The 15,537-nt window shown below is 65.5% G+C and carries 14 protein-coding genes; 5 read left to right on the forward strand and 9 right to left on the reverse strand.

The window, feature by feature from the left end; translation table 11 throughout:
* Positions 1–221: 221 nt before the first annotated feature.
* Both I6F31_RS07725 and I6F31_RS07730 read right to left on the reverse strand, forming a co-directional pair.
* Positions 222–851, reverse strand: a complete 630-nt coding sequence (locus I6F31_RS07725) for a glutathione S-transferase family protein (protein WP_225185211.1) — start codon at positions 849–851, stop codon at positions 222–224.
* A gap of 130 nt (positions 852–981) precedes the next feature.
* Positions 982–1,284, reverse strand: a complete 303-nt coding sequence (locus tag I6F31_RS07730) for a helix-turn-helix domain-containing protein (protein ID WP_036021541.1) — start codon at positions 1,282–1,284, stop codon at positions 982–984.
* Between the two features lie 27 nt (positions 1,285–1,311).
* On the opposite strand from I6F31_RS07730, the gene I6F31_RS07735 reads away from it, so the two are divergent.
* Both I6F31_RS07735 and I6F31_RS07740 read left to right on the forward strand, forming a co-directional pair.
* On the forward strand, positions 1,312–2,295 hold the full coding sequence (locus I6F31_RS07735; RefSeq protein ID WP_225185212.1) for a threonine/serine dehydratase: 984 nt from the start codon (positions 1,312–1,314) through the stop codon (positions 2,293–2,295).
* A 38-nt stretch (positions 2,296–2,333) separates the two neighbouring features.
* Positions 2,334–2,726 carry a DUF6636 domain-containing protein gene (locus I6F31_RS07740; RefSeq protein ID WP_225141043.1) on the forward strand — a complete coding sequence of 131 codons (393 nt, stop codon included), beginning with the start codon at positions 2,334–2,336 and terminating at the stop codon, positions 2,724–2,726.
* A 132-nt stretch (positions 2,727–2,858) separates the two neighbouring features.
* Here the strand turns inward: I6F31_RS07740 and I6F31_RS07745 are convergent, their stop codons facing one another.
* The 7 genes from I6F31_RS07745 to I6F31_RS07775 form a co-directional block, all read right to left on the reverse strand.
* Entirely contained in the window at positions 2,859–3,452 is a 594-nt protein-coding gene (locus I6F31_RS07745) for a GNAT family N-acetyltransferase (protein WP_225185213.1), read from the reverse strand.
* 269 nt (positions 3,453–3,721) lie between these two features.
* Complete coding sequence (gene glpK / locus I6F31_RS07750) at positions 3,722–5,227, reverse strand: glycerol kinase GlpK (RefSeq protein ID WP_225185214.1); 1,506 nt, start codon at positions 5,225–5,227, stop codon at positions 3,722–3,724.
* Positions 5,228–5,607: 380 nt separating this feature from the next.
* Complete coding sequence (locus I6F31_RS07755; protein WP_225185215.1) at positions 5,608–6,381, reverse strand: SDR family oxidoreductase; 774 nt, start codon at positions 6,379–6,381, stop codon at positions 5,608–5,610.
* 140 nt (positions 6,382–6,521) lie between these two features.
* Complete coding sequence (pimD, locus tag I6F31_RS07760) at positions 6,522–7,664, reverse strand: pimeloyl-CoA dehydrogenase small subunit (RefSeq protein ID WP_225185216.1); 1,143 nt, start codon at positions 7,662–7,664, stop codon at positions 6,522–6,524.
* A gap of 133 nt (positions 7,665–7,797) precedes the next feature.
* Complete coding sequence (pimC, locus tag I6F31_RS07765; RefSeq protein WP_035997966.1) at positions 7,798–8,988, reverse strand: pimeloyl-CoA dehydrogenase large subunit; 1,191 nt, start codon at positions 8,986–8,988, stop codon at positions 7,798–7,800.
* A 19-nt stretch (positions 8,989–9,007) separates the two neighbouring features.
* Complete coding sequence (pimA, locus tag I6F31_RS07770) at positions 9,008–10,702, reverse strand: dicarboxylate--CoA ligase PimA (RefSeq protein WP_225185217.1); 1,695 nt, start codon at positions 10,700–10,702, stop codon at positions 9,008–9,010.
* Positions 10,703–10,860: 158 nt separating this feature from the next.
* Positions 10,861–12,957 (reverse strand): 3-hydroxyacyl-CoA dehydrogenase NAD-binding domain-containing protein, encoded by a 2,097-nt coding sequence (locus I6F31_RS07775; RefSeq protein ID WP_225185218.1) that lies wholly within the window; start codon positions 12,955–12,957, stop codon positions 10,861–10,863.
* A 130-nt stretch (positions 12,958–13,087) separates the two neighbouring features.
* Here I6F31_RS07775 and I6F31_RS07780 point away from each other — a divergent pair, with 130 nt between their 5' ends.
* The 3 genes from I6F31_RS07780 (at position 13,088) to I6F31_RS07790 (ending at position 15,528) form a co-directional block, all read left to right on the forward strand.
* Positions 13,088–13,954: an IclR family transcriptional regulator gene (locus I6F31_RS07780; protein ID WP_035997958.1), complete on the forward strand. Its 867-nt coding sequence runs from the start codon at positions 13,088–13,090 to the stop codon at positions 13,952–13,954.
* A gap of 66 nt (positions 13,955–14,020) precedes the next feature.
* Entirely contained in the window at positions 14,021–14,818 is a 798-nt protein-coding gene (locus I6F31_RS07785) for an ABC transporter ATP-binding protein (protein WP_225134601.1), read from the forward strand.
* Positions 14,815–15,528: an ABC transporter ATP-binding protein gene (locus I6F31_RS07790; protein ID WP_035997952.1), complete on the forward strand. Its 714-nt coding sequence runs from the start codon at positions 14,815–14,817 to the stop codon at positions 15,526–15,528. Before I6F31_RS07785 ends, I6F31_RS07790 begins: the two co-directional genes overlap by 4 nt.
* Positions 15,529–15,537 lie beyond the last annotated feature (9 nt).

Below are 15,537 nucleotides of genomic sequence, written 5' to 3' on the forward strand. Positions count from 1 at the left end.
TGGCGTTTTCTGACTTGCCGAAAACACGGTTGCGGCGTCGGGCAAAACAGGGGTATTATTGCATCATCGACTGCGGTGGCCGTCCGATACTCTCGCCAGGCCCCGCGCTGTCATTCCGGGGCGCGCCTCTTGGCGCGAGCCCGGAATCCATTGCTCCACATCATCCGCTGCACGATGGATTCCGGGCTCGCGCTTCGCGCGCCCCGGAATGACAGAGCGCTTCACCCCTTTGGCGGGGCCAGCGGCTGCGCGATCTCGTTGAACGGGGCCAGCGCCTCGCAGCGCTCGCTATGGGCCGCGAGCGCCGGATAGCGCGCGGCATCGAACAGCTGCGGATGCGCTTCGCTGGTGAAGCGGACGACGCAGGCGACGGCAACGTCTGCGTGGCCGATGCGGTCGCCCAGCCAGTATGGCGTCGTCACCCTGGCGCGCTCGGCCTCGAGCACTTTCAGCACGTCCGCGATCTGCGCCTGGCAACGCTTGACCCACAGCGCGAGCTGCTCCTTCCGCAGCACGCGCTCGTAGAGCAGGCTCACCGCCTTGTCGCCGAGACCGGAGGCGAGCGCGCAGATGCGCAAATGCCTGCGCCGCTCGATGCCGCCGCGCGGCAGCATGGCCTTGTCCGCGCCGACGAGGTCATCGAGATAATCGAGGATGATCATGCTCTCGATCAGGGCCTCGCCGTCGTCGAGCACCAGCGTCGGCACGCGGCGGAGCGGATTGTACGGCGCGATCTTGTCGGCATCGCCGAAGGTCGACCATGGCCTGTGCTCGAAGGCGAGCCCGTAGAGCCGCAGCGCAATCGCGACGCGGCGGACGAAGGGGGAATCATATTGGCCGATCAGGAACATGGTTCTCGCTCTTCTCGATCATTGAACACGACAGGGCCGATCAGTCTCCACGACCAGCTCGGCGCGGCGCAACAAATATCTCGGAAACGGAGCATTGCGCCGGCTGCAACGACCCGCGACCGCCTTGCGCTCAAAGGCCGTCCTGGATCGAGCGCTTGATCGCGGCAATGGCGGTCTCGTTGCGCTTGTACATCGTCCACTGCTTGATCCGCTTGGCGCGCACCAGCTTGGCTGCCGTCAGCACCCGCATGTGCTCGCTCAATGTCGGCGCGCTGACCCCGAGCTTTTCGGCGATCAGCAATCCGCAGACGCCGTCCTCGACCAGGTCGCCGTCTTCCTGCTCGCGAAAATGCTTCCGCGGATCCCGCAGCCATTCCAGGATCTGCAGGCGGCGTTCGTTGGCGAGCGCGCGCAGGGCGACGGCAAATTTCATTTAGCCATTTTGCTAATTACCTAATTGATGTCAACTCTCACTTGGGTTATCCTGGACGGCATCGCGACAGCGACAATGGACATCACACGGGAGCGGATCGCGGCGACCGAGCCGGTCATCCGTCCGCATATCAGGCGCACGCCGCTTGTTCAGGCCGACCTCGCCGATTTCGGCCTGCCGGCCGCGCCGGTCACGTTCAAGCTCGAGATGCTGCAGCATTCCGGATCGTTCAAGGCGCGCGGCGCCTTCGCCAATCTGCTGCTGCGGCAGGTGCCGCAGGCCGGTGTGGTCGCCGCGTCCGGCGGCAATCACGGCGCCGCCGTTGCCTATGCCGCGCATCGGCTCGGCATTCCCGCCACGATCTTCGTGCCCGACATCACCTCGCCGGCCAAGGCCGAGCGGATCAGGACCTATGGCGCAAAGCTCGTGATCGCCGGCAGCCGCTACGCCGATGCGCTCGCCGCGAGCGAGGCGCATGTCGCGCAGACCGGCGCGCTGGCCGTCCATGCCTACGATCAAGCCGAAACCCTGCTCGGCCAGGGCAGCGTCGGGCTGGAGCTTGAGCAGGATGCGCCCGGCATCGACACGCTGCTGGTGGCGGTCGGCGGCGGCGGGCTGATCGGCGGCATTGCGGCGTGGTACGGCGGCCGGACACGCATCGTCGCGGTCGAGCCGGAGCAATCGCCGACCCTTCACAAAGCGTTCGAGGCGGGCGCGCCGGTCGATGCGCCGGCCGGTGGCATCGCCGCCGACAGCCTGGCGCCGCGGCGCGTCGGCGAGCTGATGTTTCCGGTCGCGCGGGCCCATGTCGAGCGCGTCGTTCTGGTCAGCGACGATGCGATCCGGCAGGCCCAGGCCGCGCTGTGGTCGCACTTGCGCCTCGTGGCCGAGCCCGGCGGCGCAGCTGCATTTGCCGCGGTGCTCTCCGGCCGCTATCGTCCCTCACCTACCGAGCGCGTCGCAGTTCTGGTCTGCGGGGCAAACACGACGGCGGTGAATTTCGAGAGCTGAGCGGGAATGACATGACGGCACGGCGCGGACTGATCCTGATGGCGATCCTGCTGCCGATGATCGGCGCCGCCCAATCCCAGGAGCGCCCGATCGGCTTTCTGACACCGTCGAAGAACATCGCCTGCCAGTTCTTCACCGACAACGGTCAGGGCGTCCTCCGCTGCGACATCATGAACATGGACGCGCGCCCGCGCCGGCCCGCCGATTGCGAGCTCGACTGGGGCCACGCCTTCGAGATGAGCGCGAAGGGCGCCGCTGGCCGCATTTGCGCCGGCGACACCGTGATGGACCCTTCGCTGCCGGTGCTGGCCTACGGCGAGGTGTGGCAGCGCGGGGGATTCACCTGCCGGTCGGAGCAGATGGGGTTGACGTGCTTCAACGCGATGCAGCGGGGGTTTTCGCTGGCGCGGGGGAAGCAGGAGGTGTTTTGAGATCGTAGAACGGCAGCGCAGACTCCCGTCATTGCGAGCGCAGCGAAGCAATCCAGAATCTCTCCGTGCGGACACTCTGGATTGCTTCGTCGCAAGGGCTCCTCGCAATGACGGCGAGGAGGCAGTCGCGCACTATTCGATGATCGGCACATGCGGCGCTGCATCGCGCGGCGCCGTGCCATCAAGCCGCGGATCATCCGCCACTTCGATCTGGCGGCGAAACGCGCGGAAGCCGGAGCGTTGATAGAACGCGACGGCGGAGGGATGGTCGAGCGTGCAGGTGTGGACCCAGACGCGGCGGACGTCGCGCGACCAGGCGCGCTCCAGCGCGCGGTTCATCAGGAAGCGGGCGGCGCCGGTGCCGATCAGGGGAGCGGTGACGCCGAAATAGGTCAGTTCGCACTGGCCGGGCTCGCGGAAGTCGAGCTCGAGCAGGCCTTCGTCTCGACCGTCGAGGACGAGGGCATAGACCTCGATTCCAGGCGCATGGATGATCGCGGCGAGCTCGGCGTCGGTCATGCGCGCGCGCGAGAACCACAGCCAGCCCTCGCCGACGCGGCGGAAGAGATCGCGGTACCAGGGAAGCGCGGGGGCATCGACCTTGCGCAAGGTCCAGGCGCCGGGCGGATCATCGCGGCGCGCGGGCGGTGCAGTCATCTCCAGATGGGTGACGATTGCGGCGATCTTGCCGTTCGGGACGTCGGAATAGCCGTCGGGGACGATCATGCTTCGTTTCTTCTTATGTTAGCGGTTAGCGGGCGGCGCCGTTTGAGGCACCACAGCAGCGCCACACTCCGTCATTGCGAGCGCAGCGAAGCAATCCAGGATCTTTCCGCAGAGGCAGTCTGGATTGCTTCGTCGCAAGAGCTCCTCGCAATGACGGTGTAGAGGCGGTGGTGTAGCCCGGATGGAGCGCAGCGCAATCCGGGATTTGTGCCACCATCGACAGCGGACCCGGATTACGCTGCGCTCCATCCGGGCTACGACATTTGCCGCTACCCCTCCCCCTCGTCGCTCGCCAGCACGCCCTTTACCGCGCGCGCCCAGCCGGCGAGCTTCCGCTCGCGCGTGGCCTGGCTCATGTTGGGCTTGAAGCGGTGCTCGAGGCGCCAATTGTCGGCGAACTTGGTCGGCTCGGGATAAACGCCCGCCTGGAGGCCAGCGAGGTAGGCGGCGCCCAGCGCCGTGGTCTCCTGGATCACCGGGCGGTCGACCGGCGCATCCAGGAGATCGGCGAGGCGCTGCATGGTCCAGTCGGAGGCGGTCATGCCCCCGTCGACGCGGAGCACGACGCTTGCGGTTTCCGAACTCGGCCAGTCCGCGCGCATTGCGGCCCAGAGATCGAAGGTCTGGTAGCAGACGCTTTCCAGCGCGGCATGGGCGAGCTCGGCGGGGCCGGTGTTGCGGGTGAGGCCGAACAGCGCGCCGCGGACGCGCGGATTCCAATAGGGCGCGCCCATGCCGACGAAGGCGGGGACCAGGTAGACGCTCTGCATGGAGTCCGACTGATCGGCAAGCGGTCCGGTTTCGGCGGCATGCTTGATGATGCCGAGGCCGTCGCGCAGCCATTGCACGGCGGAGCCGGCGACGAAGATCGAGCCTTCCAGCGCGTAGGTGCGTTTGCCATCGAGCTGATAGGCGACGGTGGTGAGCAGCTTGTTCTTGGAGACGACGGGCGTGGTGCCGGTGTTGAGCAGCGCGAAACAACCGGTGCCGTAGGTCGACTTCATCATGCCCGGGCGGAAGCAGGCCTGGCCGATGGTGGCGGCCTGCTGGTCGCCGGCGATGCCGGCGATGACGATCGGGCCGCCGAACAGGTCCGGCGTGCTCTCGCCGAAGCGGGCGGAGGAATCCTTCACCTCGGGCAGCATCGAGCGTGGCACGCCGATGATCTCCAGGAGCTCGTCGTCCCACGCGCCAGTGTGGATGTTGAACAGCAGCGTGCGCGAGGCGTTGGTGGCGTCGGTGGCGTGCACCTTGCCGCCGGTAAGGCGCCAGAGCAGATAGCAATCGATGGTGCCGAACATCAATTCGCCGCGCGCGGCGCGGGCCCGCGCACCGGGAACGTGGTCGAGGATCCAGGCGACTTTGGTTCCGGAGAAATAGGGATCGATGATCAGGCCGGTCTTCTCAGAGATCACGGGCTCGCGGCCGTCGGCTTTCAGCTTGGCGCAGATGTCGGCGGTGCGACGGTCCTGCCAGACGATGGCGCGGTGCACGGCCTGGCCTGTCGCACGGTCCCACACCACGGTGGTCTCGCGCTGGTTGGTGATGCCGATCGCGGCGATGTCCTTTGCGCTGATGCCGGCGTGCTCGATCGCCTCGCGGCAGACCATCACGGTCGAGGTCCAGATGTCCTCCGGCTCGTGCTCGACCCAGCCGGAGGCCGGAAAGTGCTGCGGAAACTCGGCCTGCGCCTTCGCCGCAATGGAAATATCGGAGCGAAACACGATCGCGCGCGAGGAGGTGGTGCCCTGGTCGATGGCGAGGACGAAAGACATGGCGGCTTACCTTGGCGTTTTCTTTGGGCGTCTTCCCTGGAGGGGTCATTGTGTCGCGCCAAAGGGAGCGGATTAGGGCGGCAAGGTCAAGGTTTGGATCAGTGGGGGCCGCTGCCCTTCCTTCTCCCCTTGTGGGAGAAGGTGGCATAGGCGGCCGTCGGCCGCCGTTCTCAAGAACGCCGAAGCAAGGCTTCGGCTACGGCGCCGGATGAGGGGTATGCTTCGGCGAACACAGCCGCAAAAGAGTCACACGCGGAGGGATACCCCTCACCCGTCTCGCCGCTTCGCCATAGCCGATGCGAAGCATCGGCGTTCTTGAGAACGGCGGCCGAAGGCCGCCTATGCCACCCTCTCCCGCAAGGGGAGAGGGGAAGAGAGAGCTACACCGCCGCCGTCGTCACGCCGCCGTCGATGACGATGGTTTGGCCGGTCATGAAGCTCGAGGCGTCGGAGGCGAGGTAGGCGACGGCGCCGGCGATCTCGTCGGGTTCGCCGATGCGGCGGAGCGGCGTGGTGGCGGTGCGGCGCTTCAGATTGGCTTCGTCTTCCCAGAGCGCGCGGGCGAAGTCGGTCTTGACGAGGCCGGGCGCGATGCAGTTGACGCGGACGCCTTTCGGACCCCATTCGCCGGCGAGCGAACGGCACAGCGCGAAGTCGGCGGCCTTGGAGATGCCGTAGGCGCCGATCACGGTGGAGCCGCGCAGGCCCCCGATCGAGGAGATGATGATCACCGAGCCCTTGCCGCGTTCCGCCATCTGCGGGATCGCGAGCGCGGAGAGCCAGATGTTGCTCTTGACGTTCGAGCCCATGATCTTGTCGAAGGCTTCATCTGATATGTCGAGCAGCGGGCCGTAATAGGGATTCACGGCGGCATTGCAGACGAGAATGTCGATCTTGCCGTAATGCTTCGTCGCGCCCGCGATCAGCGCCTCGACCTCGTTCTTGCGCGCGATGTTGCAGGGGATGACGATGGCATCGCCGCCAGCGGCATTGATGCCGTCGGCGACTTCCTTGCAAGCGTCGGCCTTGCGCGAGGAGACAACCACCTTGGCGCCTAACTTGGCGAGCAACTCGGCGGAGGAGCGGCCGATGCCGCGGCTGGAGCCGGTGACCACGGCGACCTTGCCGGTGAGATCGAACGGGGTGTTCTTCATTGTTGTTGCCTCCTCCTGGTCATTCCGGGGCGCGCATAGCGCGAACTATGCGCAATTGCGCATCTGAGAATCCATTTCACCGCACGTATTGCCGCCCGATGGATCCCGGGCTCGCGCTTCGCGCGCCCCGGGATGACAGGTCAGATCAACCCGCCCGCGTCGGCGACGCGGCGCTGGTGGTAGTCGGTGTCGCCGAAGGTGTTCTCGATCATGGTGAGGCGCTTGAAGTAGTGGCCGATCTTGGCCTCCATGGTCATGCCGATGCCGCCGTGGAGCTGGATCGACTGCTGGCCGACGAACTTCAGCGACTTGCCGATCTGCACCTTGGCCGCGGCGATCGCGTTGCTGCGCTCCTTGGCGTCCTCGAAGTCGTTCGCCATGGTCGCGAACATCGACATCGAGCGCGCCTGCTCGGTGGCGACGAACATGTCGGAGGCGCGGTGCTGCAGCGACTGGAACGAGCCGATCGCGACGCCGAATTGCTTGCGGGTCTTGATGTACTCGACCGTGGTCTTGAGCGATTCGTCCATCAGGCCGACCGCCTCGGCGCAGAGCGCGACGCGGGCTTCGTCCACCACGCGCTCTATCAGCGCGAGCGAATCCTCGGGGTTGCCGAGCACGGCGTCGGGACCGACCTCGACACCGGTGAAGGTGATGTCGGCGGCGTGCAGGCCGTCCTGGGTCGGATAGGACTTTTTCGCGACGCCCTTGGCGTTGGCCGGGACCAGGAACACGCCGATGCCTGACTTGTCGCGGCGGTCGCCCTTGGTGCGCGCGGTGACGATCAGGGTATCCGCATTCTCGCCGTTCAGCACGACGAACTTCTCGCCGTCGATCACGTAAGAATCGCCCTTCTTCTTCGCGGTCGTGACGACGTCGAACAGATCGTAGCGCGAGTTCTTCTCGAGCTGCGCGAAAGCCAGCGTCTTGCTGCCGTCGATGATGCCGGGCACGTGCGCGGCCTTCTGCGCATCGGTGCCGGCATGACGCAGGAAGCCGCCGCCGATCACGACGGTGGCGAGATACGGCTCCAGCACCAGCGCCTTGCCGAGCGCTTCCATCACGATCATGGTCTCAACGCCGCCGCCGCCGAAGCCGCCATCGGCCTCGCTGAAAGGCAGACCGAGCAGGCCCTGCTCGGCGAGCTTGAGCCAGACCGTCTTGCTCCAGCCGCCCTTCTCCGCCATGTACTTCTTGCGCTGCTCGAAATCGTAGGAATCGGTCAGCAGGCCGTCGATGCTTTCTTTGAGAAGCCGCTGCTCCTCGTTCAGATCAAAATCCATTTCTTTGGTTCCTCGTACCCGAAATTATCTGGCTTCGTCATCCCGGGGCGCGCATCGCGCGAGCCCGGGATCCATACTCCCGATCGTGGTTATGGATTCCGGGCTCGCGCTGACGCGCGCCCCGGAATGACTGCTAGAGCCCCAGCACCGCCTTGGCGATGATGTTGCGCTGGATCTCGTTGGAGCCGCCGTAGATCGAGACCTTGCGGTTGTTGAAGTAGCTCGGCGCGATCTGGGCGGTCCAGTCCATGGCTTCGTTCGAGCCATCGTCGCCGTGCACGTCGTAGGGCGCGGCGAACGGGCCGATCACTTCCATCAGAAGCTCGGTGGTGGTCTGCTGGATCTCCGAGCCCTTGATCTTCAGCACCGAGGAGGCCGGATTGGGCTTGCCCTTGCCGTGCTTGCCTTCGTCGGCGACGACGCGCAGCTGGGTGAGCTCGAGCGCCTTCAGCTCGATCTCGCAGGCCGCCAGCTTCTCGCGGAAGGCGGGATCCTGGATGATCGGCTTGCCGGCGGATTCGACCTTCGAGGCCAGATCCTTGATGCGGCGGATGCGCTCCTTGGAGACGCCGACGCGGGCGATGCCGGTGCGCTCATTGCCGAGCAGGAACTTGGCGTAATCCCAACCCTTGTTCTCCTCGCCGATCAGGTTCTCGTAGGGAACCTCGACGTCGTCGAAGAAGACCTCGTTGACCTCACGGCCGCCGTCGATGGTCTGGATCGGGCGCACGGTGACGCCCTTCGACTTCATCGAGAACACGATGAAGGAGATGCCCATCTGCTTCTTGGCGTTGTTGTCGGTGCGGCAGAGGCAGAAGATCATGTCGGCGTGCTGGGCGAGCGTGGTCCAGGTCTTCTGGCCGTTGATGATCCATTTGTCGCCACGGCGCTCGGCCTTGGTCTTGAGCGAGGCGAGGTCGGAGCCGGAGCCGGGCTCCGAAAAGCCCTGGCACCACCAATCGTCGACATTGGCGATGCGCGGCAGGTACTTCTTCTTCTGCTCCTCGTTGCCGAAGGTGTAGATGACGGGGCCGACCATGCTGACGCCGAAGGCGAGCGGCTGCGGCGCCGGATAGGATTGCAGCTCCTCGTTGAAGATGTAGTGCTGCACGCTGGTCCAGCCGGTGCCGCCATATTCCTTCGGCCAATGGCTGACGCCCCAGCCCTTCTTGTTGAGGATGCGCCACCACGTCACCATCTCGTCCTTGGAGAGGTGACGGCCCTCGACCAGCTTGCGCCGCGTATCCGGCGGCACGTTGTCGCGGAAGAACTGCCGGACTTCGTCGCGAAACGCCTGCTCTTCTCTAGTGAATGCGAGATCCATTGGATCCTCCTGTGAAACGTTACTTCATTTTCGTCATTGCGGGGGCATCAGCAGCGCGAATCCCGGATAGCGGTTTCTGCTGCTGGCGCAATTCGTGGCGCGACAATTTCCCGACCGGCGTCCGCGGCAGGTCGTCGACGAACTCGACCGCGGCCGGCAATTCGTGCCTGCCGAGCTTGCCGGCAAGCTGCGCGCGCAGCTCGTCGAGCGTGAACGGCTTTGCCTCGGGCCTCAGCTTGATGAAGGCCTTGGCGGCTTCGCCGCGATAGGGATCGGGAATGCCGAGCACGATCACCTCGTGCACGCCCGGGATGGTGTAGATCGCCTGCTCGATCATCTGCGGATAGACGTTGAAACCGCCGGAGATGATCATGTCCTTCTTGCGGTCGACCAGGAAGAAGTAGCCGTCGGCATCGACATAGCCGATGTCGCCGGTGAGAAAGCGGCCATCGACGAAGGCTTCCGTGGATCCCTCCGGCTTGTTCCAGTAGCCCTTGGTGACGTTCGGGCCCTTGATGCGGATCTCGCCGATCTCGCCCGGTGGCAGTACGCGCCTGGGATCGTCGAGCGCGACGACGTCGAGCTCGATGCCGGGCAGCGTCAGGCCGATCGAGCCCGGTTTCTCGGGGCCCTCGGGCGGATGGCCGGTGCCGGGCGAGCAGGTCTCGGTCATGCCCCAGCCGCTCTTCAGCTTCTTGCCGACCTTGCGCTCGAAGAAGCCGGCGATCTCCACCGGCAGCGGCGCGCCGCCGGAGCCGATGGTGACCAGCGAGGAGAAGTCGCGTTTGTCGAGATCGGGCAGCGCGGCGATCGCGATCCACATCGTCGGCACGCCTGGGAAATACGTCGCACGCTTGACCTCGATGTCGCGCATCACGGCTTCGACGTCGAAGCGCTGATGCAGCGAGATCAGATTGCCGCGGCGGAGCGAGGACAGCAGCACCACCGTGAGCGCGTAGATGTGGAACAGCGGCAGCACGCAGATCACGCGCTCGATTGTCTCGCCGCGGGCGGCGCGGGCCGGCCTGCCCCAGACGTCGTAGATCGACACCGCCGAGGTGAGATTGCCGTGCGTGAGCATCGCGCCCTTCGGCAGGCCGGTGGTGCCGCCGGTATATTGCAGCAGCGCGACGTCGTCGGCCGCGACGACAGGCCATTGCGTGGGCGCGGTGGCGCCCTCGACGAAGGTCCTGAACGTGACGATGCGGGGATCGTCGGGGATCGCCGCCTGCGGCGTGCCAACCTTGCCCCAATGATCGTCCTCGCAGACCACGAGCTTGTCGATCAGGCCCTTGTCGAGGAATTTCAGCGCGGTCGGCAGCAGGGCCTGGAGGTTGGAGGTGACGAGCAGGCGCGAGCCGGAATCGGTGATCTTGTGCGTCAGCGCGATCTCGCCGTCGAGCGGCGACAGATGCGCGACGCGGCCCCCGGCCTTCAGCGCGCCGAAGAAGCTGACGGGATGATCGGGCGTGTTGCCGAGGAACAGCGCGACCGAGCTGTTCCTGCCGATGCCAGCGCGCAGGAACGCCGCGGCGGCGCGATCGGCCAAGCTTGCGAGCTCGGCGTAGCTGATGGGCCGGTCGCGGAATTCCAGCGCGGTGCGCGGGCCGAAATCGGCGGCGGCCTTTGCGAGAAGGTCCGGCAGCGTGCCCTGGACGATGGGGTCGTCCCACCGCACGCCCTCGGGATAAAACTGTTCGCCGGGATGGGTCATTTTCCTGATTGCTCGAGCGAACAACTAACACAGACCGTCATTCCGGGGCGCGACGAAGTCGCGAGCCCGGAATCCATAACCACCAGCTGGGGTTATGGATTCCGGGCCTGCGCCTTGCGGCGCATCCCGGAATGACGAAGGTTGGGACGAAGCCCCGATCACGCTGCTTTCGACTCCGCAGCCAGCGACGCAAACGTCTTGCCCTCCGCGGCGAGCTTCTTCAGCAGCGGGGCGGGCTCGAGGCTCGGATCGTTGGTCTCCTTAGCGTAGAAGGCGAGGCGCTCGGCGATGTGCTTGAGGCCGACGCTGTCGGCCCAGAACATCGGGCCGCCACGGTAGATCGGCCAGCCATAGCCGTAGAGCCAGACCACGTCGATGTCGCTGGGACGCGCGGCGATGCCCTCTTCCAGGATCTTCGCGCCCTCGTTGATCATCGGATACATCATGCGCTCGAGGATCTCCTCGTCGCTGACGACGCGCTTCTTGCGGCCGAGACGCAGCAAGGTCTCGTCGATCAGCTTCTCGACGTCGGGGTCGGGCAGCGGCGCACGAGAACCCTGCTCGTACTTGTAATAGCCCTTGCCGGTCTTCTGGCCGAAGCGGCCGGCCTCGCACAGCGCGTCCGCGATCTCCGACTTGATGCCGCGGTCCTTACGCGAGCGCCAGCCGATGTCGAGGCCGGCGAGATCGCTCATCGCGAACGGCCCCATCGGCATGCCGAACTTGGTGACGACGGCATCGACCTGCTGCGGCAGCGCGCCCTCGAACAGCAGCTTCTCGGACTGCTTGCCGCGCTGGGCCAGCATGCGGTTGCCGACGAAGCCGTCGCAGACGCCGACCACGGCCGGCACCTTCGCGATCTTGCGCGCGATGGTCACTGCAGTCACCAGCGCATCCGGCGCGGTCTTGTCGGCACGCACGATCTCGCACAGCTTCATGACGTTGGCCGGCGAGAAGAAGTGCATGCCGAGCACGTCCTGCGGACGTTTGGTCGACTTCGCGATCTCATCGATGTTCAGGTACGAGGTGTTGGAGGCGAGCACCGCGCCCGGCTTGGCGTACTGGTCGAGCTTGCCGAACACCTCCTTCTTCACCGCCATGGTCTCGAACACGGCCTCGATGACGAGATCGGCATCGCCGACATTCTCGATGCCGACCTTGCCGTCGATCAGCGCCATGCGCTTGGCGGGCGCATCGGCCGGGATGCCGCCGCGCGCGGCGGTCGCTTCCCAGTTCTTCTGCATTACGCCCATGCCGCGCTTGAGCTGCTCCTCGCCGGTCTCGATCAGGGTGACGGGAATGCCGGCATTGGCAAAGGACATCGCGATGCCGCCGCCCATGGTGCCGGCGCCGAGAATGGCGACGCGGTTCACCGGTCGCGGCTTGGTGCCTTCAGGCACGCCCGCGATCTTGTTGGCCTCGCGCTCGGCGAAGAAGGCGTAGCGCTGCGCCTTGGACTGATCGCTGGCGACGAGCTTGAGGAAGCCCTCGCGCTCCTTCTTCAGACCTTCGTCGAACGGCAGGTCGATGGCGTAGCCGACGGCGTCGGCTGCGGCGAACGGCGCCTCCAGGCCGCGCGACTTCTTGGTCATGGCCGCGACCGCATTGGTGAAGATCGAGCGGTCGGCCTTGGCGGCTGCGAGCTTGGAATCGTCGTCGCGCAGGCGGCGCAGCGGGCGCTTCTCCGCGAGCAGCTTGCGCACGAAAGCCTCGCCGCCGGAGGCCGGGCCCTCGACGATCTCCTCGATCAGGCCGTTCTTCAGCGCCTCCGCCGCCCCGATCGGGTCGCCGCCGACGATCATCTTGACCGCAAGCTCCGGGCCCACCGCACGGGGCAGGCGCTGGGTGCCACCGGCGCCGGGCAGAAGTCCGAGCTTCACCTCGGGCAGGCCGAGCTTGGCCTCTTTCACCGCGACGCGGAAATGGCAGGCCAGCGCGACCTCGAGGCCGCCGCCGAGCGCGGTGCCGTGGATCGCGGCAACGACCGGCTTGGGCGAGTTTTCGATCTCGGACAGCACGTCGTTGAGCGCGGGCGGCTTCGGCGGCTTGCCGAACTCGGTGATGTCGGCACCGGCAATGAAGGTGCGACCGGCGCAGGTCAGCACGATGCCCTTGATGGCGGGATCGGCGATCGCGGCCTTGATGCACTCGAGGATCCCGCCGCGGACTGCGGCACTCAGCGCATTGACCGGCGGGCTGTTGACCGTGACGATCCCGACTTCATCATGACGCTCAAGCTTGACCACTTCGCTCACGGTGTCCCTCCTTGGTGGGGATTTACTTTTATTCGATTTCGCATTGCGGAATTTAATTCCGCATCTTGACGGCAGGGTTATTTTGAAGCACGGACGTTGTCAACGACTCCGCGCAAGAAGCAGATCAGGGATGAAGCGTACAGGAAAGAAGACCGCGACCGATCGGAATTTCGTCGTCGCGCTTTCCCGCGGACTGGAAGTATTGCGCGCGTTCCAACCCAATGACGGCCTGCTGGGCAATCAGGAGATTGCGTCCCGCACCAATCTGCCCAAGCCCACCGTGTCGCGGCTGACCTACACGCTGACCAAGCTTGGCTATCTGACGCCGGTTCCTCGCTTCGAGAAGTACCAGCTCGCCCCGGCAGCGATGTCGCTCGGCTACGCGGCGCTGGCCAATCTGGGCGTTCGGCATTTGTCCGAGCCGTTCCGCGAAGAGGTGATGCGCGCGACCGGCGGCGCCGTCGCCGTCGGCGGCCGTGACCGCCACAGCATGATCTATTTCGGGCAGAGCCGCGGCAGCGAGACCGTCGGCGTTCAACTTGACGTCGGCTCGCGCGTGCCGATTGCAACCAGTGCGATGGGCCGCGCCTATTTCTGGGCACTCGATGACGAAGGTCGCGCCGAAGTGTCGCGCATCCTGCGCGAACATTACGGCAGCCGCTGGCCGAAGATGCGCGAGGGCTTGGAACGTTCCGGCGAGACGGTCGCGAAATACGGCTTTGCGATTTCGGTCGGCGATTGGCACGACGACATCGGCGCCGCCGGCGTCGCGCTCAAGCTCAACGACGGAACCGGGCCTTACGCATTCAATTGCGGCGCGCCCGCATTCCGTTTCACGGAAGAGCGTTTGATCAACGACATTGGACCGCGTCTCTTAGCGATGGTAAGGAACATCGAGGCGGCGCTCGGGGGTCTGATGCCGCATTCAAAAAAAGACATCAGCAAAAAGCTGAAATCAGGAGGAAAAGTTGCGCGTGTGGCCGAGGGATTCAGATAGCCTTTGTCATCATCGGGAGCGGCTCGCATCGCCCCATCGCTCACTGAACGACGTGAGCGAGACGAGATGACGCAGGCACAGCTCGCGCAGGGTAGATCGCCCCTGCTCGCGGTTCGCGACGTCAGCGTCGTGTTCGGCGGCATCGTCGCGCTCAACGGCGTGTCCTTCGACATGCACAAGGGAGCCATCCTCGGATTGATCGGCCCGAACGGCGCCGGCAAGACCACGCTCTTCAACTGCCTGTCGCGGCTGTACCAGCCGTCGTCCGGCGACATCTTGATGGACGGCGTGAGCATCCTGACGCGGCCGCCGCACCGGATCGCCGAGATCGGCATCGGCCGCACCTTCCAGAACGTGGCGCTGTTTCCCAACCTTTCGGTGATGGACAACGTCCGCGTCGGCGCCCATTCGAAGACCTCGAGCGACATTATCAGCGACTCCCTGAAGCTTGCCTGGGTCCGGCGCAGCGAGACCAGCATCAACAAGAAGGTGCACGAGATCCTTGCTTACCTCGACCTCGAGGACGTCGCCCATACCGTCGTATCCGGCCTACCGTTCGGTACGCAGAAGCGGGTCGAGCTGGCGCGTGCGCTGGCGGCCGATCCGAAGATCCTGCTGCTCGACGAACCCGCCGGCGGCCTCAACCACGAGGAAGTTCATGTGCTCGGCGATCTCATCCGCAAAATCCGCGACGAGCGCCATATGACCGTGCTCCTGGTCGAGCATCACATGGGCCTCGTGATGTCGATCGCCGACCATGTCGTCGCGCTGAATTTCGGCAAGAAGCTCGCGGAAGGCACGCCCGCCCAGGTGCAGGCGGACCCGGACGTCATCAAGGCCTATCTCGGGAGCAAGGATCAATGACGCCACTGCTCAACGTCAAGGACCTGCGCGCTTATTACGGCCAGGTCCAGGCGCTCCATGGCCTGTCCTTCTCGCTCAACGAGGGTTCGCTCGTGACGCTGCTGGGCGCCAACGGCGCCGGCAAGACCACCACACTGCGCGCGATCTGCAACATGGTGCGCTCCACCGGCGGCGTCGAGTTCGAAGGCAAGCCGCTGAACAACCGTTCGACCGAGAGCATCGTGCGGTTCGGCATCGCCCACGTGCCGCAGGGCCGCGGCACCTTTACCAACATGACGGTGGAGGAGAATCTCCAGCTGGGGGCCATCACCCGCAAGGACCGCGCCGGCATCGTCTCCGACATCGAGCGCATGTACGCGCATTTCCCAGTGTTGAAGCAGCGCCATACCCAGCAGGCCGGCACGCTCTCCGGCGGCGAGCAGCAGATGCTCGCGGTCGCCCGCGCGCTGATGCTGCGACCGCGGCTGATGCTGCTCGACGAGCCCTCCTTCGGCCTCGCGCCGCTGGTGGTGCGCGACCTGTTCGGCATCCTCGGCAAGATCAACCGCGAGGACAAGGTCTCGATCCTGGTGGTCGAGCAGAACGCCCAGCTCGCGCTCGAGCTCGCCGACCAGGCCTATGTGATCGAGACCGGGCGCATCGTGATGTCGGGCAAGGCCAAGGACATCGCGAACAACGAAGAAATCCGCAAATCCTATCTGGGTTACTGAGGGAGCCGG

This window comes from Bradyrhizobium sp. NBAIM01 (assembly GCF_020194115.1).
Classification (GTDB): Bacteria; Pseudomonadota; Alphaproteobacteria; order Rhizobiales; family Xanthobacteraceae; genus Bradyrhizobium; species Bradyrhizobium yuanmingense.

What these genes read in the sequence shown, in the direction of transcription:
- I6F31_RS07780 (WP_035997958.1), top strand. Translation starts at nt 13,088, where the DNA reads ATGAAGCGTACAGGAAAGAAGACCGCGACCGATCGGAATTTCGTCGTC.
- I6F31_RS07790 (WP_035997952.1), top strand. Translation starts at nt 14,815, where the DNA reads ATGACGCCACTGCTCAACGTCAAGGACCTGCGCGCTTATTACGGCCAG.
- I6F31_RS07730 (WP_036021541.1), bottom strand. Translation starts at nt 1,284, where the DNA reads ATGAAATTTGCCGTCGCCCTGCGCGCGCTCGCCAACGAACGCCGCCTG.
- glpK (WP_225185214.1), bottom strand. Translation starts at nt 5,227, where the DNA reads ATGTCTTTCGTCCTCGCCATCGACCAGGGCACCACCTCCTCGCGCGCG.
- I6F31_RS07755 (WP_225185215.1), bottom strand. Translation starts at nt 6,381, where the DNA reads ATGAAGAACACCCCGTTCGATCTCACCGGCAAGGTCGCCGTGGTCACC.
- I6F31_RS07740 (WP_225141043.1), top strand. Translation starts at nt 2,334, where the DNA reads ATGGCGATCCTGCTGCCGATGATCGGCGCCGCCCAATCCCAGGAGCGC.
- I6F31_RS07785 (WP_225134601.1), top strand. Translation starts at nt 14,021, where the DNA reads ATGACGCAGGCACAGCTCGCGCAGGGTAGATCGCCCCTGCTCGCGGTT.
- pimD (WP_225185216.1), bottom strand. Translation starts at nt 7,664, where the DNA reads ATGGATTTTGATCTGAACGAGGAGCAGCGGCTTCTCAAAGAAAGCATC.
- pimA (WP_225185217.1), bottom strand. Translation starts at nt 10,702, where the DNA reads ATGACCCATCCCGGCGAACAGTTTTATCCCGAGGGCGTGCGGTGGGAC.
- pimC (WP_035997966.1), bottom strand. Translation starts at nt 8,988, where the DNA reads ATGGATCTCGCATTCACTAGAGAAGAGCAGGCGTTTCGCGACGAAGTC.
- I6F31_RS07735 (WP_225185212.1), top strand. Translation starts at nt 1,312, where the DNA reads ATGTCAACTCTCACTTGGGTTATCCTGGACGGCATCGCGACAGCGACA.
- I6F31_RS07745 (WP_225185213.1), bottom strand. Translation starts at nt 3,452, where the DNA reads ATGATCGTCCCCGACGGCTATTCCGACGTCCCGAACGGCAAGATCGCC.
- I6F31_RS07725 (WP_225185211.1), bottom strand. Translation starts at nt 851, where the DNA reads ATGTTCCTGATCGGCCAATATGATTCCCCCTTCGTCCGCCGCGTCGCG.